The organism is Nostoc sp. DSM 114167 (assembly GCF_052692655.1).
Genome location: NZ_CP195116.1, coordinates 2,300,580 through 2,325,419 on the forward strand (window position 1 = coordinate 2,300,580; position 24,840 = coordinate 2,325,419).

Here is a 24,840-nt window from a genome sequence, read left to right on the forward strand (position 1 = left end):
GTCTTAAAATTGCGGTTGGCTTTGCCAAAAAAACAAAGCTAACCTATGTCTTATAGTCTAGGTGATTCCGATCGAATCTTAAGTTAGAATGTAATTTTTATTACGTTAATTAGCCGGAAAAATACCTTTACCTAATTTCAATAACAGATCGTTACTAAGGAGATAGAAGGTCATGAGCAAAATTTCTGCTCACCTACCATCATCGCTCGCTCCCTTTTCAGTTATTAGCCAAATTGCCAGAAGAATCCGGATAATTCCTTTAGTAGTTTTGCTCATATCTACTGTTCCTGCGTGGTTTTTGATGGAAGCGATCGCACCGCAGCTTGTGCGAGCTTACACCGCTAGAGTCGATCTAGCTATTGACCGCCTGCCGGAAGAAAACTATGAAACCGTTCTCAGGAGGGCGGAAGCGGTCGCTAGAGCAGCTGCTCAAAGGAGCTTCGACCAAGATATCTTGGTGACAGATGTTTCCATCATTGTGTCCGTACAAAATTATGGAGCGATCGCACCAGTCCTGACATTAGATGTCAGTCGTCCTCAATGGCGATCGCGTCCTGATGCTCAAAACTGGGCCACTTACTTTAAAACTGCGCGATCTTTACTTTTCTTTGAAAATAACTCTAATCAAGTTCCAGCAGCTAGCGCTGTATCAACGCCAAAATGAGGGGTTGAGCTAGAAGTCCGAGCCAAGAAAGCTTTGGCTCGGAACCTTGGAGGATTTAAAGAAAGTCATTCTTGCTGTTCCCGCCTCCTGGCGTCAGTCTTAACCCAACTTACTTATTCCTGACTCAACTGTTGTCTTTGGCGTCAGTGGATGGCCTAGAATAAGAAGGTTGTCAAGAATCGCGATATCTGCTGACATGGCTGTTCCTAAGAAGAAAACTTCCAAATCAAAACGAGATAAACGTCGAGCTACCTGGAGGCATAAAGCCGTCGTTGAAGCTCAGAAAGCCCTATCTCTGGGCAAGTCAATTTTGAGTGGACGTTCTACATTTGTTTATCCAGCTGCTGAAGAAGAGGAAGAAGAATCATAATTTCTCAGTCAGGAAAAGCACGAACAGCACCGATAGATTTGATTGCCAAACTCAACAATCAAACTTCCGATCGCTAGATAAATGCTTTTTCTTAGCTTTCCTGATTGCATTATGAATCATAGACACTCTACATAAGCTCATTAGATCGAAAAAAATTGGTAGTGAGTAATTGGAAATATCCATTACCCATTACCTATCATTCAAGAGTTCATATAAAGAGTAAAACATCTGATACTGTTGGCAACTCAGCAAAAAAGCTTGTAAACATTTTGAGAAAACTTATTTTTCTCTAACTATGCTAGGAAAATTTTTTCAGAAACCAGGCAAAGAAGAAAGCGATCGCGTCCCTCCTGGTCAACACTTAGCCAAAGGTTTTCCCGTATTAACTTACGGTGAAACTCCCCAAGTCAGCACTGAGGAATGGGAGTTTCGAGTTTGGGGTTTAGCAAAATCTGCTACTTTTAGTTGGTCAGACTTTATGGCGCTACCTCAACACGAATTCACAGCTGACTTCCACTGTGTAACGCGCTGGTCTAAACTTGATGTCAAATGGACTGGCATTAAAGTTACAGATTTCATGAGTCTGATTGAATTAGACCCGGAAGTAGCCCACGTTATGGAACACTGCTATGGCGGCTACACCACCAATATTTCTGTAGAAGATTTTCTGCGCGAAGAAAACTTCTTTGCTTTTAAAGTCTTTGGTGAAGACCTTCCATCTGAACACGGTGGGCCGATGCGGCTAGTTGTACCCCACCTCTATGCTTGGAAAAGTGCTAAGTGGATTAATGGTTTGGAATTTTTAGCTGCTGAAGAACTTGGTTTTTGGGAGCGCAATGGCTACCATCGCCGTGGTGAACCTTGGGCTGAGGAGCGTTACAGCAACGCTTTTGGGTTCTAATAATTAATAGTTAAGAGTTAGAAGTTAGGAGTTAGGAATTTAGAGTTAAAAATTCATAATTCCTAACTCCTAACTCACAACTCATAACTTTTTTTAACCCAGAAGTTTCTTGATTAGCGGCAATTTGCCCTGATATGGAGCGTATCGCCATTTTAAATCGAGCCAGAAGGAGTTTTGCAATACACTTTTTTTATGGGAAAAGGTGTCAAAACTAGCTTTACCGTGATAGTTGCCGATACCGCTATCTCCGACTCCACCAAATGGTAAAGACGAGACACCAACCTGCATAACTGTGTCGTTAATACAGACTCCACCAGAGGAAGTTTCCTGCAAAACTCGCTTTTGTAGGTTTTTATCTTGAGAAAATAAGTATAACGCCAAGGGTTTGGGTCTAGAGTTAATCAAGGCGATCGCTTCTGCAATGTCAGTATATTCAATAATGGGTAAAATGGGCCCAAAGATTTCTTCCTGCATCACAGAATCTTCTAATGAGACATTATCAATCAGTGTTGGGGCGATATAACGCTCTGAAGGTTGATTTTCTCCACCAATGACAACTTCACCGTCTTTGAGAAAATTCACTAATCTATCAAAGTGTTTTTGACTGATAATCCGGGCATAATCAGGACTGTTTGCTGGATTCTCGCCATAAAATTCTTTTAAAGATTTTTCCAGACCATCTATTAAATCTTTTTTGATTGTTTTGTTAACTAAAAGATAGTCGGGAGCGATACAAGTTTGTCCAGCATTAATAAATTTGCCCCAAGAAATTCGTCTGACAGTGTGTTCCAGATTAATGTCAGTATCTACAATACAAGGACTTTTACCACCCAATTCTAAAGTTACTGGTGTGAGATATTTTGCTGCTGCTGCCATGATGATTTTGCCGACGGCTGTACCACCAGTAAAAAAGATATGGTCAAACTTTTCTGCAAGTAGTTTTTGACTTGCTTCCACGCCTCCTTCAACCACTGCAAGATAAGCAGGGTCAAAATGTTTGGCGATAATCTTAGCAATGACATCAGACGTATGAGAAGCAATTTCTGAAGGTTTGATAATTGCACAATTACCAGCTGCGATCGCACCTATTAACGGTGAGATAATTAACTGAAATGGATAGTTCCAAGGGCCGATGATTAAGACTACCCCCAATGGTTCTGGATAAATTTTCGCTGAGTAGGAAAAAAAATCCCAGGAAACCGCTGCTTTTTGGGGTTTAGTCCAGTTTTGAAGATGTTTGATGGCGTAATCAATATCCTTAATTACACTGATTTCTGTAAGGTAAGTTTCTACTTCTGGTTTATGTAAATCCGCTTTTAATGCCTCGACTATTGACTGTTCATGCTCAATGATTGCTTGCTTAAGATTTTTCAGTTGTTCAATGCGAAAATTTACATCTTTAGTTTTGCCTGTTTGAAAAAACTCTCGCTGATTCTGGATAATATTGCTAATGTTAGATAATTCAGTGGTAATCATTGTTTTGTCCTATCAAAAACTATTTAATACTAATGCTATTATCTCAGCATATTTGATTCGTCAATTTTTAGCGTTGGATTTTCTAAGTGAATTTTTTACTTTCAATTATCGTAGATAGTAGTAAGGTTATAAATCATGAATTACCAGGATAAAAAACTCTATAATTCATAATTTATAATTACTAATTTTTTCATGCTTTGGTGGGTAGAAGCACAATAAATACACTACCTTTGCCCAACTCGGAATTAAGCAGAATAATGCCTTGATGTGCCTCGACAATTCGACGAGCAAGATACAGTCCTAAGCCACTACCAGAACTCTTATGACTGCCTTGGCGAAATCGTTCAAATATAGTGGCTTGTTCTTCAGGGGGAATACCTGGGCCTGTATCCGCTATTTCAATTCTAATGTAGTCAACGGAATTGGATGTTTCAGAGAACTGAAATTGATTACTTTTATTGAACTGGCGTTGAGAAGTAAAACGAATAGTAATAGACCCGGAGTCGGTAAATTTGATCGCATTCCCTATGAGGTTGGTAAATAGACGATGCAACTCTAAGCGATCGCCCATCACTGTGTTTGTGATTAACTCTTCAGTAACATCCAAATTTAGGGAGAGTTTTTTGTCTTGAGCTAAGGGTGACAATTCTCCAATCACTTCATCTAGTAATTGACTCAGATTAACTGGTTGAAATGCTAAACTTTTGCGACCTGCTTCAAAACGATAAACTTCCAATAAGGTATTAACCATAGAAAGCAGGTTGATGTTGCTACGCGCCATGATGGTGATTACTTCCTGCATTTGTGCTGATAATGTTCCCAATGCTCCTTGCTGAAATAGCATCAACATACGATCGGCGGCTACCAAGGGAGTGCGTAAATCGTGGGTGAGGCGGGAGACAAAATCTTCTCGCTGACGGGCAATTTCATCACGTTCATCCATACTATGCTTCAAACGCAGAAGTGATCGCACTCTTGCCAGCAATTCATCTACCGTTACAGGTTTACGGATAAAATCATCAGCACCCAAATCTAATCCGTGGGCGACGTTGGGCGCATCGTGGGCAGTGATCAGCAGTATGGGGATGTATTGCGGCAATTTCATCTCTCCACGAATGTGCTTGGTAACTTCGTACCCATCCATACCTGGCATCATTAAATCCAGTAATACCAAGTCACAAGGAGAAGCTTTCAATTCTGCTAAAGCCGAAATCCCATTTTCTGCGGTGCTAATGGTGTAACCTTCTTCCTCCAAAATAGTTTTGATCAAAAACACGTTATCAGGAGAGTCATCAACAACCAGAATTTTGTCAGAGCGAGAAGATTGTGAAGTCATATAGATGCAAGGTACGGGGTAAAAGTAAATTTTTGATAAGGCTAGCTGTATTTGTAACAATTTGTCTAGCTATATGTGTGTGAATCGTTCTCTTTTGTTGGCTCAGGCAGAGACTTTAGAGATGTTTTGAGCAAAATCCAATCAAGATAGAGTATAAGAATCTGCATTTTCAGAAAGTGGTTGAGACATTGGAAGCTTTCATCCCTCAGCAGCCATGCCCAGATTTTTTTCAGCAATAGCACTAGGATAACTTCAATAGATTTCTTGAGAATCAGAGTAATTAATATTTCTAACATTGCGATCGCCTCAGTTGCTTGACTGAGTTCAATGTCGCAATTTTGTTTTGTAGTTATTTATTTGACTTGTAGTGACTTACATTGACTTGTCTTGACATATCTAGCCGCAAATCTCTGTAAACGCGAGCTAGACTGAACTCTGAAGTGATTTCACATTAGGTATATGTCGTTACCAAGAGACTTTCTGAGACAACTAGAGCAATACAGCGAATTGTCAAACCGAGAGAAGACAATCTTTTTGGAAATCTTTGGTAATGGCAAGAGTCGAGTTCAAGTTGCACAAGCGCTTAACATCTCTAACAGCAATCTCAACAGTTTTCTAACGGGGATTTACAAAAAGTTCAGTATTTGTGGCAGTGGCCCTGTGAAAGAAAACCGCTTGCGAGAGTACCTTGAAAAGCGATATTCCCAGCAGAAACCTTTTAGTGGCTCAACTGCTGATATTACAGAGGATGATATTGATGTTCTAGTTCAAGAAATCCGCGAACAGATTAAACCCAACATTAAAGAAAAATGTGGAAGGATGCGTGTGCTGGATATGGATCAGCCTATTGAGCTAACCGGAGAGCGAGGCATCTATACGAACGTCAACATTCTGGAGAAAACCACAAAACGCAGGCGAGTGAAAATTGGGCAACTGCTGCAAAAGTTTGATCGGGAGGACTTTGATCGTTTTGGACTTCACGAACCCAGTGAGAAGCAAGTGCCAGGACTGCAAGCAGTGCAGCATCACAATAAACTAATGGTTTTAGGTAAACCGGGTGCGGGAAAGACTACATTTTTGAAGTATTTAGCGATGCACTGCATGGAAGGGCAGTTTTTGACAAACCGAGTTCCCGTGTTTATCAACCTTAAGGACTTTGCACAAGACCCTAAACAGTTAGATATTCTCCAGTACATTATTCAACAATTATTTATCAGTGGTATCCACAATAGCAGTGTAAAAACCGAGCAACTGTTGAGACAGGGTAAAGTTTTGGTTTTACTGGATGGTCTAGACGAAGTTAGGGAAGAGGATACAAAGCGTGTTTTATGGCAAACTCGGAACATTTCCGAACAATTCCACACCAATCAATTTGTTATAACCTGTCGGATAGCTGCCAAAGAATACACTTTTGAACAGTTTACGGAAGTGGAAGTGGCAGATTTTGATAAAGAACAGATTGCTATTTTTGCTCACAATTGGTTCCGTTTAAACTGCCAAGTGAAAGCTGAAAGATTTATTGAAAAACTACAAGCAAACAAACGAATTTTTGAACTAGCAACTAATCCACTGTTGCTAACCTTGCTGTGTCTGGTATTTGAGGAAAACGAAGATTTTCCAGCAAACCGATCAGAACTTTATAAAGAAGGGTTGGATATATTGCTTAAGAAATGGGATGCTAAACGGAACATTGAGCGCAATCAAATTTATAAAAATTTATCTTTGTACTGTAAAGAAGATTTACTCAGTGAAATTGCTTTTACTACCTTTGAGCAGAAAGACTATTTTTTTAAACAAAAAACTGTAGAGGTATATATTACCAAGTTTATCAGTAATTTACAGAATGCTAATTTAGAACCAGAAGTTTTGAAAGTTGATAGCGAAGACGTTTTGAAATCTATTGAAGCCCAACATGGGTTACTAGTGGAAAGAGCAAAAGGAATTTATTCTTTTTTGCGTCTGACTTTTCAAGAGTATTTTTGTGCTAGAAAAATTGTAGCTACTTTAGCATATGAAAATTTAGTGCATCACATCAATGAGAAACGCTGGCAGGAGGTGTTTTTACTTACAGTTGGAGTTATGGAAGAGCCAGATAATTTAGTGTTATTAATGAAGCGAAAAATTGATAATTTAGCTGTTTCAGATGAAAAAATACAGCATTTTTTAGAATGGCTTGATTGCAAATCTAGTTCATTTGAATCTTTTTATAAGCCAGCAGCTATCAGAGCATTGTATTTTAAAATGACTTTAGATAGCGAACAAAATAAATTAGATAATACTCTTGAAGGGGATTCAGGAAATACTTTAGATGATTTAGATAATGCTCTTGGATGGGATTCAGAAGATACTTTAGATGATATAGAGGTAGATTGGTTACTCAATGAGGTTCTCACAAATAGTCTTGTTCTTAGTGATGACCTAGCTAATGCTTTTTCTCAATGTCTTGATGCTACTGATATTCATGATGAGACTATTGATAAATCATCCCGTGTACAAGCGTTTCTTGATCGGGATTATGCTTGGTGTAAGCTAGCTGATATTGACGATTTTATTGGAAAGGCTATTGATTTAGCTTCTTCTTTTCAATCAGAATTTAAGACTGCATTGCAGTTGCTACAAGATAAACTCAATCAGGCAATACCAGAATGGGAAAACCTATTTGAAGAACTAGAAGGATTTGGAGAATGGTGGCAGGAAAATAGTCAAGCCTGGACTGAGCAGCTAACAGCTTTGATGATTGAACATCGTAATATTGGTCATAACTGGCACTTCAGTTATGAACAAGCTAAACTACTAAAACAGTATTATAATAGTAACAAGCTCCTGGTAACCTGTTTAAACAGCGATTGTAATATTAGCGAGAAAGTTAGACAACAAATTGAATATAACTTGCTATTACCAATAAGTAAATCAGAAACAGAAAATAACACAAATCCTTTCTAATTTTGTATTTTAAACTTTTATCTACATTTTGCTAATAAAAGGGAGTTTACAACAAGTAAAGAAAAAACCATTCTTTACAGAAAACAACGGATATCTGGCTATAAGGCACGGGAGCATTTATCCTCATTCGCCAGAGACAATACTATCCAGGGCTTGCTGAAAATCTGCTGTGTAAGAAATAGCGATCGCTTTTTTGATCGGCTTTCTCAGCACACATGAATAATTAATTTCATTAACAAACTCGATAATTGAAATTGTCACTTCTCCAAACCGCGTCTTTAAGAGTTTCGATAATCCCTTCTTGGTAATTTCTGGCTTCGATAGATTAGTCTGTCATGAATTAAAACAAAAAGTACCTCTGTGCCATTGGTAAAACTGTTGCAGGTTCACAAATCAGCAACTCACCATCTGCCCTTACTTCATAAGTTTCTGGATCAACTTCAATGTGAGGTAATGCATCATTCAGCTTCATATCCCGCTTACTCAATTGGCGTGTTCCGGAAACTGCAATTGCTGCCTTTTGTAAACCTAACTGGCTGGGAATTTCCTTCTCTAAAGCTGCTTGGGAAACAAAAGTTAATGATGTGGCATGACGCGCCCCAGCAAAACTACCAAACATCGATCGCATATACACTGGTTGCGGTGTAGGAATACTGGCGTTAGCATCGCCCATTTGCGCCCATGCAATCATCCCGCCTTTAATCACTATTTCTGGCTTGACGCCAAAAAATGCCGGACGCCACAAACATAAATCTGCTAATTTTCCCTCTTCCACTGAACCGACATATTCAGCAATTCCGTGAGCGATCGCTGGGTTAATCGTATACTTAGCAACATATCTTTTGGCTCTAAAGTTGTCTGCTTGTTGCTCACTTCCTTGTGGGTTAAGAGTTCCCCGTTGCACCTTCATTTTGTGAGATGTTTGCCAGGTGCGAATTATCACTTCGCCCACTCTTCCCATCGCCTGGGAGTCGGAAGAAATCATGCTAAATGCGCCTAAGTCGTGCAAAATGTCTTCAGCAGCAATGGTTTCCCGACGGATGCGAGATTCGGCAAAAGCAACATCTTCAGCGATCGCTGGGTCAAGGTGATGGCATACCATCAGCATATCTAGGTGTTCATCTAAGGTGTTGAGGGTGTAAGGACGTGTAGGGTTAGTGGAAGATGGCAGAACATTCGCTTGTCCGCAAACTTTGATGATATCTGGCGCGTGTCCGCCACCTGCGCCTTCGGTGTGGTAGGTGTGGATGACACGATTCTTGAAAGCTGCGATCGTATCTTCCACAAATCCGGCTTCATTCAGGGTATCAGTATGAATCGCTACTTGCACATCATAAGCATCGGCAACACTGAGGCAAGTATCAATTGCTGCGGGTGTGGTTCCCCAGTCTTCATGTAGTTTTAACCCCATTGCACCGGCGGCTACTTGTTCTACAAGCCCTTGGGGTTGACTGGCGTTACCTTTGCCCAAAAATCCTAAGTTGACAGGAAAAGCATCAGCAGCTTGCAGCATCCGGTAAATGTTCCAAGGGCCAGGGGTGCAGGTAGTGGCATTTGTACCCGTAGCGGGGCCAGTACCGCCGCCGATCATGGTGGTTATACCGGAAGCGATCGCAACTTCAATCTGTTGGGGGCAAATAAAATGAATATGGGCATCAATACCGCCAGCAGTGAGAATCATTCCTTCCCCAGCTAAGGCTTCGGTTCCAGGGCCAATAATAATATCTACATTATCCTGAATATAAGGATTTCCGGCTTTACCAATTTTGAAAATCTTGCCATCTTTAATGCCGATATCTGCTTTGACAATACCCCACCAATCGAGAATTAAAGCATTAGTAATTACTAAATCTACAGCACCATCAGCGTTAGAAATAGGGGATTGCCCCATTCCGTCTCTGATAACTTTACCGCCGCCGAATTTTACTTCATCGCCGTAGGTAGTGAAATCTTGTTCAACTTCAATAAATAATTCTGTGTCTGCAAGTCGGATGCGATCGCCTACTGTTGGGCCATAGGTTTCGGCGTAGGCGCGGCGATCCATTCTGTAAGGCATATAAAATCCTTTTTTTTAACGCAAAGGGACGCTGAGGGAAGCGCAGAGGTACGCGGAGGGTTTTTAGAGGTTTCCGTTAATTTTGGCGTTGAAGCCGTAGATTTGGCGAGTACCAACGAGGGGGATTAGAGTTATTTCTTTTTCGTCGCCTGGTTCAAAGCGAACTGCGGTTCCGGCGGGGATATCGAGGCGCATTCCTCGCGCTTGTTCTCTGTCAAAGTTTAAGGCAGTGTTGACTTCATAAAAGTGATAGTGGGAACCAACTTGTATGGGGCGATCGCCTGTATTTGAAACTTGCAATTTTATAGTTGGACGACCAACATTTAGTTCAATTTCACCTGCTGGTGTGATAATTTCTCCAGGAATCATAATAAATTAAAATTTACAAAATTAACGAATTGGATTATGTACTGTCACTAACTTTGTTCCATCAGGAAAAGTAGCTTCTACTTGCACTTCATGCACCATTTCTGATATTCCTTCTATGACATCATCCCGCGTCAATAGAGTTGTACCATAACTCATCAATTCAGCTACAGTTTGCCCATCCCTTGCACCTTCTAAAATGGCAGCAGAAATATAAGCAACTGCTTCAGGATAATTCAGTTTTAAACCCCTTCCTTTCCGTCTTTCTGCTAATAAAGCAGCAGTAAAAATTAATAGTTTATCTTTTTCCTGCGGCGTAAGTTGCATTCTTGCCTTTTCCTTCGCGTCCTTCGCGCCTTCGTGGTTCGTTCAAAGCTGCCACACTCTTGGTATACAATTACCACGATTCAAAAAAGAAACTCGCAGCAATTGCCAAACATCAATAAACCAGTTTCTCACCTCAGATGTAGAAGCACCGCGATATCGACACAATAATCCATGTTGTAATCGACTAACACCCGCTTCACCTTCCCCGCCCCATAAATTTCGCGTTTTTTCGACAATTTCTCCTGAAATTGCACCACCAACCCAAACAAGACTACCTACGATTGGTTTTCCAGCCAAGCCGTGGGGACTGTGAAAAGTTTCTTCGCTACCCCGTAACCATTGCCGATCGATCCATAAGGGAACATCTCGCTGCCAAATTTCCGTGTGCGATCGCCATTCTCCTTGCAAGAATTTTTCTCCTCTAGCACTGCGACCAAATCGGGTAATTTCCCAGCCTAAAAAGCTAGCCCCGGTTGCTAATTCTACCCGTAAATCTTGCCGATAAATCGCGTCATTAAATAAAATTGTCTCTTGCGGCAACCACTCCAAACAAGCACCAGCGTCAACTTGCATCTGGATAGTTTGTCTAGCTTGTAAGCCATTACTGCGATATATCTTGCTTGCAGCAGCTGTAGTGATTAAGGCTTGGGCTTGGGTTTGGAGGTGGATGTTAGAGGATAAGCGATCGCCTCCCACCATTCCCCCAGCTGTGTGTAAAATGACGCTATGACAAACTTTTCCCCCTTCTGGGTAAAATGGGCGCTGTACCTTTAGGGGTGCTTGATGGTGATTATAAATTAGTTGGGTTTTACCCTGGCGATCGGCATAGACTAAATTAAGTTTGCCATGCCAATCTTCTGCTATTTGTGAGTTGCAGGTCATTTATAAATTCAAGGTTCAAGTTCAGATATCTTATATTTTTTTAATGCATTCTTTACTCTTTACTTGCAATTTATTATGACTTTTTCGCCAAAATTATATAATCATCTAATGTATAGTGTAACTGATGCTTTTGACCCAAATACTTTTTGAGTATTGGACTCATATACAGTTGTTTTGGTAACTTTTCTCGAGCAAATTTACCAAATTCAGCAATGGGCAAAGGTGTTCTTAAACCTGTTGAGGTTAGATATCTATACCAGACCAACTCTAATCCCAATTCTGCCAGAAATTTCTCCACTACGTTTTTTTCTTGTTCTTGGTTTTCAACTTGGTGAACATCGTATATTTTAAATAACTTTTTATCTTGCACAATTAGTAGAATATAACTTGAACTTTTTAAGCTTGTGGCAAATATTTGCTTGTACGTATTATTAGCCTCAACCCTCTTAACTTGATCTATAAAGAAGCAGTGGGAAATTACGATAAAGTCGAAAAAGTCTTTGGGTAGATTATTAGATTGAGTTTTCCAATTAAAAATATCAGTAGTAACAAAACGGAAATAAGCATTTACTGCGGTTAGGCGCGACTCTATATATCGTCGCCAAAACTGAAGTCCCCGAAACTGGAAGGCATCTTGTTTTTCTAAAGAGTAGTAAGATATGTGCATTTGTGGTATATCAAAAAAACCACTACTACTTTGAAGAAATAAAGCTAAACCATAAGCAACTGTTCCTGGGCCTGCTGCAATATCAAGGATATTAACCTTACTTAGTAGTAAAGCATCTTGGTAAATGAGAAACCAAGCTAAATATATACAATATACATTTTCTAAAAAATACTTCATAAAATAGACATGAGGAGTTAGACTAAAACGATAGTCTGGATCTTGTCCATTTTTTAAGTTATTAATATCCTCAAGAGCGTCTTCTAACTTAATAAATAACTGTTTATCAGGAATTTTACTAAATTCTTCTTTGAGATATTCAACTAGCCTTGATTCAAAATCATCAAATATCCGTTCATCAATAGCAGTAAATTGCAGTTTATATTCATCATGCTGAATTAAATTAAAAACTTTATGGATATATTTAACAAATTCTTCATCTGGCATTAAGATGAAATTATCTTTTTGCTGAGACGTTTCTGTTAGTTGTTTAGTTAAAGTTTCTGTTTGTAATTTGTACTCTTGGGAATAACGTTCAAGTTGAAGTTTATCCCTAAATAGTTTTTCTAACCATGAGAATCTTGCACCTGATTTTTGAATCTCTTGTAAGAGTTTGACTGCACGTCGGACATCTCCACGTTTTAAAGATAATTTGAACTGTTGACTTCGCCACCAATTGAGGATAGGATTATTCATAACCAAATCCCTGTTTACCTTCCATAATTTCTACACCTTGAAGCTGAGAAACTAACTTTTCCTTAAATTTCATATAGCTTAATTTCTCATTTTCATACCACCAAGCGTATTTTTGCTTAATTTCTTCAGCTTCTTTACGAGTTGATGCGATGAGAGAACGGCGATCGCTAGAATGAAAAGCTTGAATTACAATCCTATCGGCGATGGCTAGTTTATCAATAAAAGCAGCTTCATCTGTTGGTAAAGTAGGAAGTAGAGGGGTAATTGTGATAGAAATTTTAGGAAGAAAACCTTTATAATAATCAATACTTTGTTTAATTTTAGTGATAGCATTTAGTCTAGCTTTAATACTAGGCGATCGCAATTCAAAATCTTTCCTCACTAATTCGCTACCAGTGGGAATGCTCATATTAATTCGCAATCGTTTAAATCGTTGTAAATAATCAATATCTCTAGTAATAATTGGGCTACGAGTTTGAATCACCAAAGTTGGAGTAGGATAACCGTCAATCCCCACATCAAGCATTACTTCTAACAATCGACGAGTCAATTGATGTTTAGACTCAAGTGGTTGATAAGGATCGGTAACGCTACTCATGTATATACTAGGAGGATTTTGGGGATTTTTTTCATACCACTTTTTTAATTCTTTCGCTAAAACTTCAGCAGAATTTTCCTTAAAAATTACCCATTTACCCCAATCTTCGCGCATTTGAGCATTAGGGGTAAATGCAGCAGCATAGCAATAGCTACAACCGTATTGACATCCCCTGTAAGGATTTAGAGTAAAATCATAATTACCAATAAAACCAGTAGCTTTTGTTAAGAGCGATTTCGCATTTTGTGCAAAAACATTAACATCTCCAAACTTTTCTTTGACTAATTTGGTAGGAATGCATTCACAATAACCTTCATATTTTGGTTGTGCCATATGAATCCTGATATTTATTGAGAGTGAATTAACGCACCCTACTTATTATGATTCTCATTTTTATTTTGAAATTACTTCACCAAGGTGTACGCTAGTACGATAGACCATATAGATAAAACCATCTCGATCGCGAAAGCGCTGATATAATTCTTGAAAATTATCAATAAGCTGTTCATATCCCAAGCCTTCACGCGGAAGGTAAGAAACACTCATTGCTCGGCCAATAAGTCCAGTTAAATCTAACTGTTGTCTATAAGTAAAATTATATTCACGGATGTTAATAAAATAGGGAGTTACTAACAATGGCTCTACCGACTGCATTCGAGATTCTGCTGGATGATTATTAGATGCTTCGCGGACTATTCGGCTATATTCTGTAGTTAATGCATCTTCTTTATCGCGATTATTCCACACCACAGCCAAGCGTGCTGATGGTTTTAAAATGCGGTGAAATTCCAACAAAGTTGGTTCGGGATTGAACCAGTGGAAAGCTTGAAAACAAGTAACTAAATCAACTGAATTATCAGGTAGTTGGGTAAATTCTGCTGTTCCATCACGGAACTCAATCAAAGAATGTGGTTTAGCAGCTTCTCGCATCGCCGCGTTTGGTTCTATGGCGATGACATTAACTCCCCGTTCAGCTAACAATCTTGAAGCAATTCCTGTACCTGCACCAATATCTGCTGCTACGAGTTGTGAATTTTCACCTAATCCTTTCAAGATAATATCAATTGCATCTGCGGGGTAACTTGGTCGATATTTTACATAATCCTCTGCTCTGTCAGAAAATCGATTGAGTGGGTTTAACGTATGTAAGGGGGTTGTTTCAGGATTAATTTGGCTCATGGGTTTTGATGTAAAAGTAGAAGTGCGTAGGCATAGCCCGTCCTATACATCGCTGTAGTTCATAAAAGCGATATCATAACAACTAAACAGCTCTAAACAGTAACATCTACATACGATAATGGAAAAACTCTTAAACATCCATATTGAAAAATTGCCTGAAGGCGTTTATTTAGTAACATCTGATGAGCTTCAAGGTTTAGTAGCTCAAAGACAGACTGTTGCTGAAACTTTAGAAATTGCTCGTGATGTAGCGATTAAATTAATGGAAGCACAGGATGGTAATTGTAAATTACCTGGGTGAAATTTTGGCGATCAGCATACATTAGGTTAAGTTTGCTATGCCAACTAGTAGAAATTTCTGGTTCTAGCTGAATGCTCATGCTTGTTTAACTGTAAAATTTCCACTGTACTGCAATTGTTGAAGTAACTTGGAGTTTCCAGAACCAAAAATGTATAGTACATTTTGGGCACGAGTCATAGCAACATACAGTCTTTTACAAGTCAAAATATCACTTTCTAAATGTGGAGGTATACTAAAATCCCAGTCTTGAACCCAGAGTATTAAAACGACTTTAAATTCTAAACCCAATGCACCAAGCGTATTAATAATTTTAATACCAGAATTTTTAATGTTATATTTTTTCTCAGACTCTCTATTTTCACTAACCCAATCTGTTTCAATTCCTACACTTTGCAATTTTTTAATCAAAGATTTTAATAATACCTTTTTTTGGTCATCTGCCATTCTATATAAAATAGCAATATCATTTAGTGGATAACCTAATCTTGCTAAATCTTTAACTTCATTAATGACAGATTCTACTTCATAAATTTCTGATGTTTCAATATGTAGAATTGGATTTACACCACGACATACAGCGTCTATAGGCTTAACAATATCGAATGTTAAATTTTCTCCATCAATAACGTTACTAAATAAACTCCAGCCTGCTGCTAATATTTCCTGAGTATTTCTATAGTTTTTGTCAAGTTTTAATTTTTTGTTACTTGTCCGTCCAACTGCTTTGACTCCAACAGAATTCCAAGTAAAATTATTACGTTTATAAACGGATTGACGACCATCTGCCACAATCATAAGATTGCCATGTTCTGGGTCTTTTAACGCAGCTACACAACATTTAAACCACATAGGATCAAATGTTTGTCCTTCATCAACTAAAACTGCATCATATTTATGTTTGATCGGAGTATTTTCAAGTTGCTTTAGTAGTATTTCCCCTAAAATTCCATCATAATATTCTGTAGTAAAACCTAAAGGTGCTGGGATTTTTCTTATAAGCGAACTTACCCAAGCATAAAATGTCAACACCTCTATTTTGCTAGTGGAATTATACTGATTGGAATATTCATATATTAAAGACTTGAGATAAGCAGCAAGACTTCTGTTGAAACAAAGAATTAAGACTTTTTGATGAAGATTTTGTTTAACTAACAATTTAGCATGAGATAAGAGTATTAAAGTTTTTCCCGATCCAGCTACACCATAAATTATTCTATGTCCATCACCAATTGCTCTAACTATACATTCTTGACGATGATCTAACGTTTTAAATACATAACTTTCATTTTTTAATTCAATACCATTAGGAACACTGTGCAGAGATGCTGGTACAAGTTTAATAGCTATTTCTGGAAAAATAATAGCTTTTATAGTGTCAATTTGCTCATTAGTAAGATGAGGAAAACTAAAAGTATTAGTAAATATTTTTATCAATCTATTTACTAATTCATCACTACTAATACTCTGACTATAAAATAATTCATTACGATATATAATTTTTGATATAGATAATAATTTATCAATATTTTTTTCCTCTGCTTGCTCTGCGGTAATATTAGAAAAAAATAGACCATAGTTACAAGGGAATGCTAATTTTTGTTGATTATCTCCATTAAATTGAGTGAGTATTGGATATTTTTGTAATTTCACTAATAATTGATCTATCAACTCTTGATATGGATTTGTCCATACTGAAAAAGTATCTTCTTCCTCATTTATCTCTATAGAACGCTTACGAGTTCGTCTTCCCGGAATATCTGGACATGAAGGAGAATTTTTTAATTCTATTTTTTGATTTTTTTGTGGATAATTAAATAATTTAATTTTGTTAATATCAGTACTTTTAATTTGCGATGGATACCAAGTAATAACTTGAATTATCAATAGTCCAAAATTAGGTGCAATAATCAAGAAATCAATATAATTACTTTCAACAACTTGCTTATACCAAACCAAAAAGTCATCTGGCAATTTTTCCCGAAGTATTTTATATAAAATTTGTTCGCCTTGACTAGCAGATGATGATATAGATTCGGGAACCATTAAAGCCATAGTTTAATACCTATCTTATTTTTCTTCTTTCTGCTGCTCTAACCAAGCTATCAAATCAGCAACTTCAGAAAAATCAAGCAAATCTTCTCCCAACTCCTCTAACTGTTCAGCAGATAAACTCCGAACCTGTTCAACTAATGATGCATCAATATCACCAAAGCGCCGTTTAAGCTGACGACTAATCAATTTAAACGCTTCCTTTTGAACGATATCTTGATAAATTACAGACTCTTTCATAATATCCTCCCGTAAAAATTGCCGAACCAAATACTTTTCAAACCGCAAACCCGCCAGAATTTCTACACAACCCGCGATATTTTGTCGCTGCTCTCTATCTGAAATTGTAGCGACTTGTTCAGCTACTTGTGCCAGTAAAGTTTGCGGCGAATTAGTTCGCGTCAAACTTGCTAATGGTAACAGCGCCAGATTAACTAAAAATAGTGTTGAATCTTGCTTCCAAAGACGAACAACCTGATATTGGTGAATCGTTGTGTTGTCCCGATATTCTTCAGTAAAAGCCATTTCGTTAGTAGTTTCCTGCAAAAAGATTAGCACTTGCACTACAGAACAACGGTATTGACGCTTCAATCTCACAGAATAATCAAGCATTCGGAAATTAAGCGCCGGATTAGATTTCGCCAAAGTTTGAAATTCAATGTGCAAAATTTGGTTAGCTGCTTGCAAAAATGTCACCGAATCGGCGCGAATTGGCTCAAGCGTGAGTTCCGTTTTTAAGACTTCAATTTGTTGCACCTCTATCCCAAGCAACCAACGCACAAACTCGGCTGGGTACTGTTCAGCTAAATATTTACAAACGTTGTCGTAACTCACTATTTTCCTCTTCTCTTGACACAAAAAAACAGCCGCCTTCACAAGGGAAGCAGCCGTTTTAACAAATTATCTAACTACGTATTAGTAATCGAAGTCGCCACCACCAGCACCAGCGCCAGCAGGAGCGGCATCTTTAGGTTCAGGCTTGTCAACGATGATACATTCGGTTGTCAACACCATACCAGCGATGGAAGCAGCGTTTTGCAGAGCAGAACGAGTCACCTTAGCAGGGTCAACAATACCAGCAGCTAACAAATCAACAAACTCGTTGGTTGCAGCGTTGTAGCCAATGCTGAAATCCTTCTCTTTGACGCGTTCAGCAATCACAGCACCATTCTGACCAGCGTTTTCAGCAATCCGCTTCAGAGGTGCGGGTAAGGCGCGAACCACAATCAAAGCACCAATCAACTCTTCATCCTTAAGGTTGCTCTTTGCCCAGTCTTCCAAGTCGGGAGCCAGATGAGCCAGAGTTGTACCACCACCAGGAACGATACCTTCTTCCACAGCAGCTTTGGTGGCGTTAATAGCGTCTTCTAGGCGCAGTTTCTTGTCTTTCATTTCGGTTTCGGTCGCTGCACCCACTTTCACCACAGCGACACCACCAGAGAGTTTAGCAAGACGCTCTTGCAGTTTCTCTTTGTCGTAAGAAGATTCGGTTTCTTCGATTTGACGACGAATCTGTTCTACACGAGCTTTAACAGCAGCTTCGTTACCTTCGGCAACAATTGTGGTGTTGTCCTTAGTGATGGTGATCCGGCGAGCTTTACCCAGGCTATCCAGCTTGGTGTTATCTAGCTTCAAACCAGCATCTTCGGTGATTAGTTGACCGCCAGTTAAAACAGCAATGTCTTCTAGCATAGCTTTGCGGCGATCGCCAAAGCCAGGAGCCTTAACAGCAGCCACGTTCAGCACACCGCGCAAACGATTTACTACCAAGGTTGCCAAAGCTTCTTTTTCAATATCTTCGGCGATAATTACCAAAGGACGACCAGCACGAGCTACTTGCTCTAACACTGGTACAAGGTCTTGTACCAAAGCGATTTTCTTATCAGTCAGCAGGAGGAAAGGTTCATCAAAAACCGCTTCCATCCGTTCAGCATCGGTAGCAAAATAAGGAGAGATGTAGCCTTTATCAAAGCGCATCCCTTCAGTGATTTCCAACTCGGTGAACATAGATTTCCCTTCTTCTAGGGAAATTACGCCTTCCTTGCCCACCTTGTCCATTGCTTGGGCAATCATCTGACCAACTTCTTCATCGTTACCAGCCGAGATCGCACCAACTTGGGCAATGGCTTTGGAATCTTCCACTGGACGGGCGTGTTGAGCAATTTTGTCTACGAGGAAGCTAGTAGCTTTGTCAATACCACGCTTGAGAGAAATTGCATTAGCACCAGCTGCAACGTTCCGCAAGCCTTCTTTGACGATCGCATGAGCTAAAACGGTAGCGGTGGTAGTACCATCGCCCGCTGCATCATTGGTCTTAGAAGCAGCTTGACGAATCAGAGCTACACCAGTGTTTTCAATGTGGTCTTCTAATTCGATTTCTTTGGCGATCGTTACACCATCATTGACGATTTGCGGTGCGCCAAATTTCTTTTCTAAGACTACGTTACGACCTTTAGGGCCAAGGGTAACAGCTACAGACTCAGCCAGGATGTCAATGCCTCGCTCTAGGGCGCGACGGGCGTTTTCGTTGTAGATAATGCGCTTTGCCATATTATTTGTCCTTTGTCATTTGTCCTTTGTCCTTTGTCCTTTGTCTTTTGTCCTTTGTCATTGGCTAATGACTAATGACCAGTGACTAATGACAATTAGATCACAACTGCTAAAATATCTTTTTCAGAAAGCAGTACATATTCTTCAGTGCCGAGCTTGATGTCAGTGCCAGCGTACTTAGAGTACAGCACCTTATCGCCGACTTTAATTTCCAATTCCTGACGGTTTCCATCGTCATTGCGCTTGCCAGGGCCAAGAGCCACTACTTCCCCTACTTGGGGCTTTTCCTTGGCGGTATCGGGCAAATACAGACCACCTGCGGTCTTTTCCTCAGAGGCGCTCACTTTTATAAAAACGCGATCGCCTAAAGGTTTAACTGTAGAAACGCTTAGAGATAAAGCTGCCATAATTATTTTCTCCTCTCCAGAGTTTAGCACTCTCAACTCCTGAGTGCTAATTTACCGAAAACTGGCGTCCAATGGCAAGAATGCCTTGAGTACGGGTTCCCGAACTAGAAAGTCATAGATGTACTTAAGTATAAATGCTTAATTATTTATACCTTGCGGGTTTTGTTCTGTAAGTTACGAAGAGAGTAGGGGGTGGGGAGTTAGGAGTAGAGACGCGATTAATCGCGTCTGTACAGGAGTTAGGAGTTAGGAGTTATAAGAATTTTTCCCCATTCCCCTTCTCAGTCAACTTTATTTGCAAAGCTTGCAAATTGTTATAGAACTGTAATCAGGGAGCCGCTTGATGAGTAACAATACAGTGATAGCGATCCAGTCCAACCATCAAATTCCTAAAAAACTCAATCTTTGGAACATAAGACCCTAAGTAATTGTGTAGAAAGTTTAGGACTTGCAAAAATTCAGCGAGACATTTTTATTTGCGCTGACCAGGCAATTGCTGCTCAAAACGAGCTAGTCTGGAATTCTGGAATTACTTAAAAAAGCGACTTAAAGATTTAAAACTCGATGAGCCGTACTAAAGTCATTCTATTTGCGTCAATAAAACTAAAGCCAACTGCTTGCGTGTTTCTGGTTCTAGATCCATAATGGTGATTTACCCTGATGGTGTCTGGTATCGCCAAGCAAACCCGGAAGTTACTCTGCGGATCGTCCGAGAACACTGAATAGGTAATAAGGTGGTAGAAGAATATGCGTTTTCAATCCATCTTTTGCCTGAAACTTCCCTAGTTTCTTGTGAACACCTCATAGAGGCTTAACAACGAAAGGATATGGTATAGCAGTAGGCTTTAAGAAAGTGCGGGTTGGTTTTGAGGTAGGGTCATCTTTAAGCCAATACTTACTTGTGAGTCCGAAAGATTATTATTTAATCAGTGTTTTTTACCCCGCCCCTTTCAAAGCGATATATAATAGCGCATTATAGATACTACTGCTATACGTATCCTTGCTGGACTTTTGCTATCGAGCTACTAGTCTATTGAAAGTGCTCGGCATTTTTGAGACTTCGAGACAGCAAAGGCAAGTTAAGTAGGAAAAAGGACAACATCTCGAATAACCCACCATACGAGGATAAATATTCAAGACTTTGATGGACCGAAGCGCGACAAGTGCCACTGCTATGAAAGAGCCCAGCATGAAAGATCACAAACGACTTCTATTGATTGATGATGACCCTAACCTCATCTTGCTGGTGAAGGATTACTTAGAATTCCGGGGATATGAAGTCATCACCGCTGAAAATGGACGTGAAGCTCTGGAAATTTTAGAGCAAGATGTTCCAGACATGATCATCTGCGATGTGATGATGCCGGAAATGGACGGATATACTTTTGTGGAACAAGTCCGGCAAAACGAACGCACCAGCTGGATTCCGGTTCTTTTCCTTTCAGCTAAGGGACAAAGTGCAGACCGAGTTAAAGGTCTGAACAAAGGTGCTGATGTTTATATGGTCAAGCCCTTTGAACCAGAAGAACTCGTAGCGCAAGTTGAGTCCTCGCTGAAACAAACTATCCGTTGGAAAGAACACCAAGCAAAAGGAGGCGAAAACGGTTCCCGCATCCAGGTTCCCTTCGATGTGCAATTAACCCCAACCGAACTGAAAGTAGTTCAGTTTGTTGCTAGGGGTTTAGCTAACCGTGAAATTGCTGAAGAACTCAATGTTAGTCAGCGCACGGTTGAAAGCCATGTGTCCAATATGTTGGGCAAAACCAATCTCCACAATCGCACTGAACTAGCGCGGTGGGCGATTGAAAATCAAATGGCTTAAACAAAGTTAAAAGTTAGGAGTTATAAGTTATTAATTTTTTAACTCCTAACTCCTAACTAAATCTACCAACCATCTTCTTCAGGGCTGGATTGGTACAGAACTTCTAAATCCAGTTCATCCAGGTAAGTCAAGGCACTTTCAATCTGGGAAACAGTGCCCCGTAGTTCCAGCTCAAAGCAGCTATATTGTGGCACGTTTGCGCTTATCTCCGCAGTAGCAATAATGACTGTGATACCATAGTGAGAAACCAGTCGTGAAATGACTGGTTCCTCATGCAAATCTTTAGGAATACGAACCTGGATGCGAGTTTGGGTGCGTCTATTATCTAAAATATCAGTATTAGATTTTACTTGTTTATTTGGAATTGCCATTCTAGCTTCCTATTCGACTTCTGGGATGAGGGTTTGGCTTTGGACGACTTCTTTTAACACTAGCGTTACTCATCCTATGCAGGCAAACGGTAACAAATGATTCATAATTCATCATCAAGATTCGATGAGATGAATTATAGATTACTATAAAAAAGTGCGATCGCATTTAAGTGAATTATAAACTTATTAACTTATAAGTTAACTTTGTTGAAAAATGAATAAACACCTTGGAGAATAATTTTCCGGTGAAATCTTAATTCAAGTGTTGCTTTTATGATTAACAGGTAATGCTATTGGAATTTCGATCGTAAATTCCGTTCCACGAGCACGTTCAGACTTTAGCTGGATATTTCCCTGATGTTTCTCAATAATTTGATGGCTAATTGCTAAACCTAGTCCCGTTCCTTTGTTAATAGGTTTAGTTGTAAAAAAAGGATCGAATATCTTGCTTTGAATCTCGGAATCTATTCCATTACCGTTATCTCTAAATGTAATTATGACTGTTTCTAATTTAGTTACTTCAGTTTGAATTACAATTTGTTTTTGCATCTGATTATCCAGCTCTAGTAAAGCATCAATGCCATTACTAAGGATATTCATGAATACTTGATTTAGTTGTGCTGGATAACATTGAACTGGTGGGAGATTTCCATATTTTTTAATAATCTCAATTTTCGGTTGTAGCCGATGATTTAAAAGTAATAAAGTACTTTCAATTCCTTCATGAATATTAACAGCTTTTTTATCTGACTGGTCGAGTCTAGAAAAGTTTTTTAGGGACAGCACAATATCACGAATACGGTCGGTTCCTATCCTCATAGATGAAAGAATTTTTGGTAAATCATCGCTGATGAAATCAATATTAAAGTCACCAAATTTCTCTTCAAACAAAGAATAGGAATCTGGATGTTCTTGTTGATATAGTTGGATTAAATTTAAAAGACAGTTTACATGGTTATTCAGATGATTAAAATTACCGTGAATAAAATTAACAGGATTATTAATTTCGTGCGCTAAACCTGCAACCATCCGACCTAAGCTAGACATTTTCTCTGTCTGGATCAACTGAACTTGGGTAGTTTGTAATTCTCGTAAGGTATTTTCTAACTGTTGTGCTTGAAGTTGGGCAGTAGCAGTTGCAGTAGTGAGTGCTTTGAGGTTATTGTAAGCTTTGGAATGATAGCGAATGCGGGCAATTAACTCAACTGGATCTGGTAATTTGATTAGATAGTCATTAGCGCCTTCAGTAAAAGCTTCTGCTTTGAGCTTTGCTTCTTCTTTACTGGATAACATGACTATTGGTACATCACGAGTTACTGGATGAGAGCGAAACCAACGCAGCAACATTAATCCATCGATATCTGGCATGATCATATCCAAGAAGATTACCGTTGGTTCTATGGCGATCGCATCTTGAATCGCTTTAGCTGGATTGCTTGTGTAGTGAAGGGAAATATCTGTTTCTGTCGCAACTATCCGACGGAAGGCTTCGCTGATAATTACTTGATCGTCAATTAGCAAAAGCCTGACTGTGGATATTTTAGTATCCAGAATAAATGGCGCAGCTTGTGGAGTTTGTGGTTGACTCCAGTTTGGTGATAATCTTGCTGTCTTTGGAGATATTTCTAAGAGTGCTGTTTCTTGCAGGTTCATTTAGCACCTCTAAATAGGTCTTTGTTTTCAATACTACAAACTACTAAGTTAAATATACTAGTTTGCAATTGTCGCAATTATATCTCAGTAATTAAAAAGGTTGGTATTTTGCAATACTTCGTAAAGGTGTTTTAAGTATCTGCTTTCATATACACATTTTTATAGAAGTATAATAAAATACTAATTAATTCAGCATTTTGCCGTAAATTGGATGCAGACTGATGCGATCGCCTCAATTGGCAAAACCTCTACCGCAGCTTTTAATTCCACTGCTACTTTCGGCATACCATAAACAACGCAAGTTTTGCAGTCTTGAGCAATAGTATGCCAACCTGCTTCGCGCAATTGTTTTAAGCCTTGAGCGCCATCTCCACCCATCCCCGTCAGCAACGCCCCAACCCCCTTTCCAGTCCAATTTTTAGCCACACTCTTGAAGAAAACATCAATTGATGGACGATAGAAAAAATGTAGTGGTTCTTTGTCATAGCCAAAGGTGAGGTCGGAACGCATCACTAAATGAAGATTTGTGCCAGCAAGCAGAACTTTACCAGGCTGTGGTGTAGAACCTGCGATCGCTAGTTGCATAGGCAGAGGAATTTGCTCATTCAACCAGGCGGCAAAACCTTGGACAAATTGGGCATCTATATGTTGAACAATAACCACAGCCGCAGGAAAGTCTTGGGGAAATTGGCAGAGAATAGTTTTCAATGCCTGGGGACCACCCGTGGAAGCCCCGATAACGATTAGAGGTGGAAGTGATTTTGAGTGATGGACAGGCGGCGATCGCCGATATGAAGATTTACCAATTAAGCGGGCGATCGTGGCAATTTTATTTAGTAGCCCATCATCACCTAAAATAGGCGTATTGATGGCATCCAAGGCTCCATAGCCCATTGCTTCAAAAATCTTGGCTGCATAGCGATTAACACTAGCAGTTACCATCACAATCGCGCAGGGAGATTGCCTCATAATGTGCCGTGTAGCTTCTACTCCATCCATACTGGGCATCAGCACATCCATCAAAATCAAGTCAGGAGTATCAGCCGCACATTTACTCACAGCTTCCGCACCATCGTAGGCAACCCACGCCAGCTTGTAACCTGGGATTTTTACCACAGCTCGCCGCAGTACCTCTACAGCCATGAACATATCGTTAGCGATCGCAATTCTCACAAATTATGACATTTCTCCAAAATAACGCAACAAATACAACAGATAGAAACCCAGAT

General features: G+C 39.4%; 23 protein-coding genes and 1 pseudogene. 7 read left to right on the plus strand and 17 right to left on the minus strand.

Features of this window, described 5'->3' with window-relative positions; translation table 11 throughout:
* The first annotated feature begins 172 nt into the window (after nt 1–172).
* The 3 genes from NSTC731_RS09855 (at nt 173) to NSTC731_RS09865 (ending at nt 1,935) form a co-directional block, all read left to right on the plus strand.
* Nucleotides 173–664, plus strand: coding sequence for a hypothetical protein (locus NSTC731_RS09855; protein WP_094348614.1), 492 nt, complete (start codon nt 173–175; stop codon nt 662–664).
* Nucleotides 665–860: 196 nt separating this feature from the next.
* On the plus strand, nt 861–1,034 hold the full coding sequence (rpmF, locus tag NSTC731_RS09860; protein WP_445630650.1) for a 50S ribosomal protein L32: 174 nt from the start codon (nt 861–863) through the stop codon (nt 1,032–1,034).
* A gap of 295 nt (nt 1,035–1,329) precedes the next feature.
* On the plus strand, nt 1,330–1,935 hold the full coding sequence (locus tag NSTC731_RS09865) for a sulfite oxidase-like oxidoreductase (protein WP_445630651.1): 606 nt from the start codon (nt 1,330–1,332) through the stop codon (nt 1,933–1,935).
* Between the two features lie 93 nt (nt 1,936–2,028).
* Here NSTC731_RS09865 and NSTC731_RS09870 read toward each other — a convergent pair whose 3' ends face one another.
* A complete protein-coding gene (locus NSTC731_RS09870; RefSeq protein WP_445630652.1) occupies nt 2,029–3,411 on the minus strand; it encodes an aldehyde dehydrogenase in 1,383 nt (460 codons plus the stop codon).
* A gap of 190 nt (nt 3,412–3,601) precedes the next feature.
* Complete coding sequence (locus tag NSTC731_RS09875) at nt 3,602–4,747, minus strand: hybrid sensor histidine kinase/response regulator (protein ID WP_445630653.1); 1,146 nt, start codon at nt 4,745–4,747, stop codon at nt 3,602–3,604.
* 459 nt (nt 4,748–5,206) lie between these two features.
* Here NSTC731_RS09875 and NSTC731_RS09880 point away from each other — a divergent pair.
* A pseudogene (locus NSTC731_RS09880) lies at nt 5,207–5,377 on the plus strand (LuxR C-terminal-related transcriptional regulator); the annotation flags it as partial.
* A 189-nt stretch (nt 5,378–5,566) separates the two neighbouring features.
* Complete coding sequence (locus NSTC731_RS09885; protein WP_445632054.1) at nt 5,567–7,690, plus strand: NACHT domain-containing protein; 2,124 nt, start codon at nt 5,567–5,569, stop codon at nt 7,688–7,690.
* Between the two features lie 123 nt (nt 7,691–7,813).
* Here NSTC731_RS09885 and NSTC731_RS09890 read toward each other — a convergent pair whose 3' ends face one another.
* The 8 genes from NSTC731_RS09890 to NSTC731_RS09925 form a co-directional block, all read right to left on the minus strand.
* Nucleotides 7,814–7,951, minus strand: coding sequence for a hypothetical protein (locus NSTC731_RS09890; RefSeq protein WP_445630654.1), 138 nt, complete (start codon nt 7,949–7,951; stop codon nt 7,814–7,816).
* 79 nt (nt 7,952–8,030) lie between these two features.
* Nucleotides 8,031–9,746, minus strand: a complete 1,716-nt coding sequence (ureC, locus tag NSTC731_RS09895) for an urease subunit alpha (protein WP_445630655.1) — start codon at nt 9,744–9,746, stop codon at nt 8,031–8,033.
* Nucleotides 9,747–9,809: 63 nt separating this feature from the next.
* Nucleotides 9,810–10,115, minus strand: a complete 306-nt coding sequence (locus tag NSTC731_RS09900) for an urease subunit beta (protein ID WP_445630656.1) — start codon at nt 10,113–10,115, stop codon at nt 9,810–9,812.
* A 21-nt stretch (nt 10,116–10,136) separates the two neighbouring features.
* Nucleotides 10,137–10,439: an urease subunit gamma gene (ureA, locus tag NSTC731_RS09905; RefSeq protein WP_445630657.1), complete on the minus strand. Its 303-nt coding sequence runs from the start codon at nt 10,437–10,439 to the stop codon at nt 10,137–10,139.
* Between the two features lie 42 nt (nt 10,440–10,481).
* Nucleotides 10,482–11,321 carry an urease accessory protein UreD gene (locus tag NSTC731_RS09910; RefSeq protein WP_445630658.1) on the minus strand — a complete coding sequence of 280 codons (840 nt, stop codon included), beginning with the start codon at nt 11,319–11,321 and terminating at the stop codon, nt 10,482–10,484.
* Nucleotides 11,322–11,394: 73 nt separating this feature from the next.
* Complete coding sequence (locus tag NSTC731_RS09915) at nt 11,395–12,681, minus strand: photosystem II assembly protein (RefSeq protein WP_445630659.1); 1,287 nt, start codon at nt 12,679–12,681, stop codon at nt 11,395–11,397.
* The gene (locus NSTC731_RS09920) at nt 12,674–13,612 is read right to left on the minus strand and encodes an SPL family radical SAM protein (RefSeq protein ID WP_445630660.1); all 939 of its coding nucleotides are present in this window, start codon (nt 13,610–13,612) and stop codon (nt 12,674–12,676) included. The genes NSTC731_RS09915 and NSTC731_RS09920 overlap by 8 nt, the downstream gene beginning before the upstream one ends.
* A 60-nt stretch (nt 13,613–13,672) precedes the next feature.
* Nucleotides 13,673–14,458 (minus strand): methyltransferase domain-containing protein, encoded by a 786-nt coding sequence (locus NSTC731_RS09925; RefSeq protein ID WP_445630661.1) that lies wholly within the window; start codon nt 14,456–14,458, stop codon nt 13,673–13,675.
* Nucleotides 14,459–14,576: 118 nt separating this feature from the next.
* Here NSTC731_RS09925 and NSTC731_RS09930 point away from each other — a divergent pair, with 118 nt between their 5' ends.
* On the plus strand, nt 14,577–14,759 hold the full coding sequence (locus NSTC731_RS09930) for a DUF1902 domain-containing protein (RefSeq protein WP_445630662.1): 183 nt from the start codon (nt 14,577–14,579) through the stop codon (nt 14,757–14,759).
* Nucleotides 14,760–14,834: 75 nt separating this feature from the next.
* On the opposite strand, the gene NSTC731_RS09935 is transcribed toward NSTC731_RS09930, so the two are convergent.
* The 4 genes from NSTC731_RS09935 to groES form a co-directional block, all read right to left on the minus strand.
* The gene (locus NSTC731_RS09935) at nt 14,835–16,811 is read right to left on the minus strand and encodes a 3'-5' exonuclease (protein ID WP_445630663.1); all 1,977 of its coding nucleotides are present in this window, start codon (nt 16,809–16,811) and stop codon (nt 14,835–14,837) included.
* Between the two features lie 15 nt (nt 16,812–16,826).
* On the minus strand, nt 16,827–17,642 hold the full coding sequence (locus NSTC731_RS09940; protein WP_445630664.1) for an Rpn family recombination-promoting nuclease/putative transposase: 816 nt from the start codon (nt 17,640–17,642) through the stop codon (nt 16,827–16,829).
* Nucleotides 17,643–17,723: 81 nt separating this feature from the next.
* On the minus strand, nt 17,724–19,358 hold the full coding sequence (groL, locus tag NSTC731_RS09945) for a chaperonin GroEL (RefSeq protein WP_445630665.1): 1,635 nt from the start codon (nt 19,356–19,358) through the stop codon (nt 17,724–17,726).
* Between the two features lie 95 nt (nt 19,359–19,453).
* The gene (gene groES, locus NSTC731_RS09950; RefSeq protein WP_335185436.1) at nt 19,454–19,765 is read right to left on the minus strand and encodes a co-chaperone GroES; all 312 of its coding nucleotides are present in this window, start codon (nt 19,763–19,765) and stop codon (nt 19,454–19,456) included.
* A 1,144-nt stretch (nt 19,766–20,909) separates the two neighbouring features.
* Between groES and NSTC731_RS09955 the strand changes: the two genes are divergently transcribed.
* Nucleotides 20,910–21,587: a response regulator transcription factor gene (locus NSTC731_RS09955; protein ID WP_012407592.1), complete on the plus strand. Its 678-nt coding sequence runs from the start codon at nt 20,910–20,912 to the stop codon at nt 21,585–21,587.
* Nucleotides 21,588–21,649: 62 nt separating this feature from the next.
* On the opposite strand, the gene NSTC731_RS09960 is transcribed toward NSTC731_RS09955, so the two are convergent.
* From NSTC731_RS09960 to NSTC731_RS09970, 3 genes are all read right to left on the minus strand, one after another.
* Nucleotides 21,650–21,958 carry an NIL domain-containing protein gene (locus NSTC731_RS09960; protein ID WP_445630666.1) on the minus strand — a complete coding sequence of 103 codons (309 nt, stop codon included), beginning with the start codon at nt 21,956–21,958 and terminating at the stop codon, nt 21,650–21,652.
* Nucleotides 21,959–22,216: 258 nt separating this feature from the next.
* Nucleotides 22,217–23,611 carry an ATP-binding protein gene (locus NSTC731_RS09965; RefSeq protein ID WP_445630667.1) on the minus strand — a complete coding sequence of 465 codons (1,395 nt, stop codon included), beginning with the start codon at nt 23,609–23,611 and terminating at the stop codon, nt 22,217–22,219.
* Between the two features lie 189 nt (nt 23,612–23,800).
* Nucleotides 23,801–24,784: a chemotaxis response regulator protein-glutamate methylesterase gene (locus NSTC731_RS09970; RefSeq protein ID WP_445630668.1), complete on the minus strand. Its 984-nt coding sequence runs from the start codon at nt 24,782–24,784 to the stop codon at nt 23,801–23,803.
* Between the last annotated feature and the right edge of the window lie 56 nt (nt 24,785–24,840).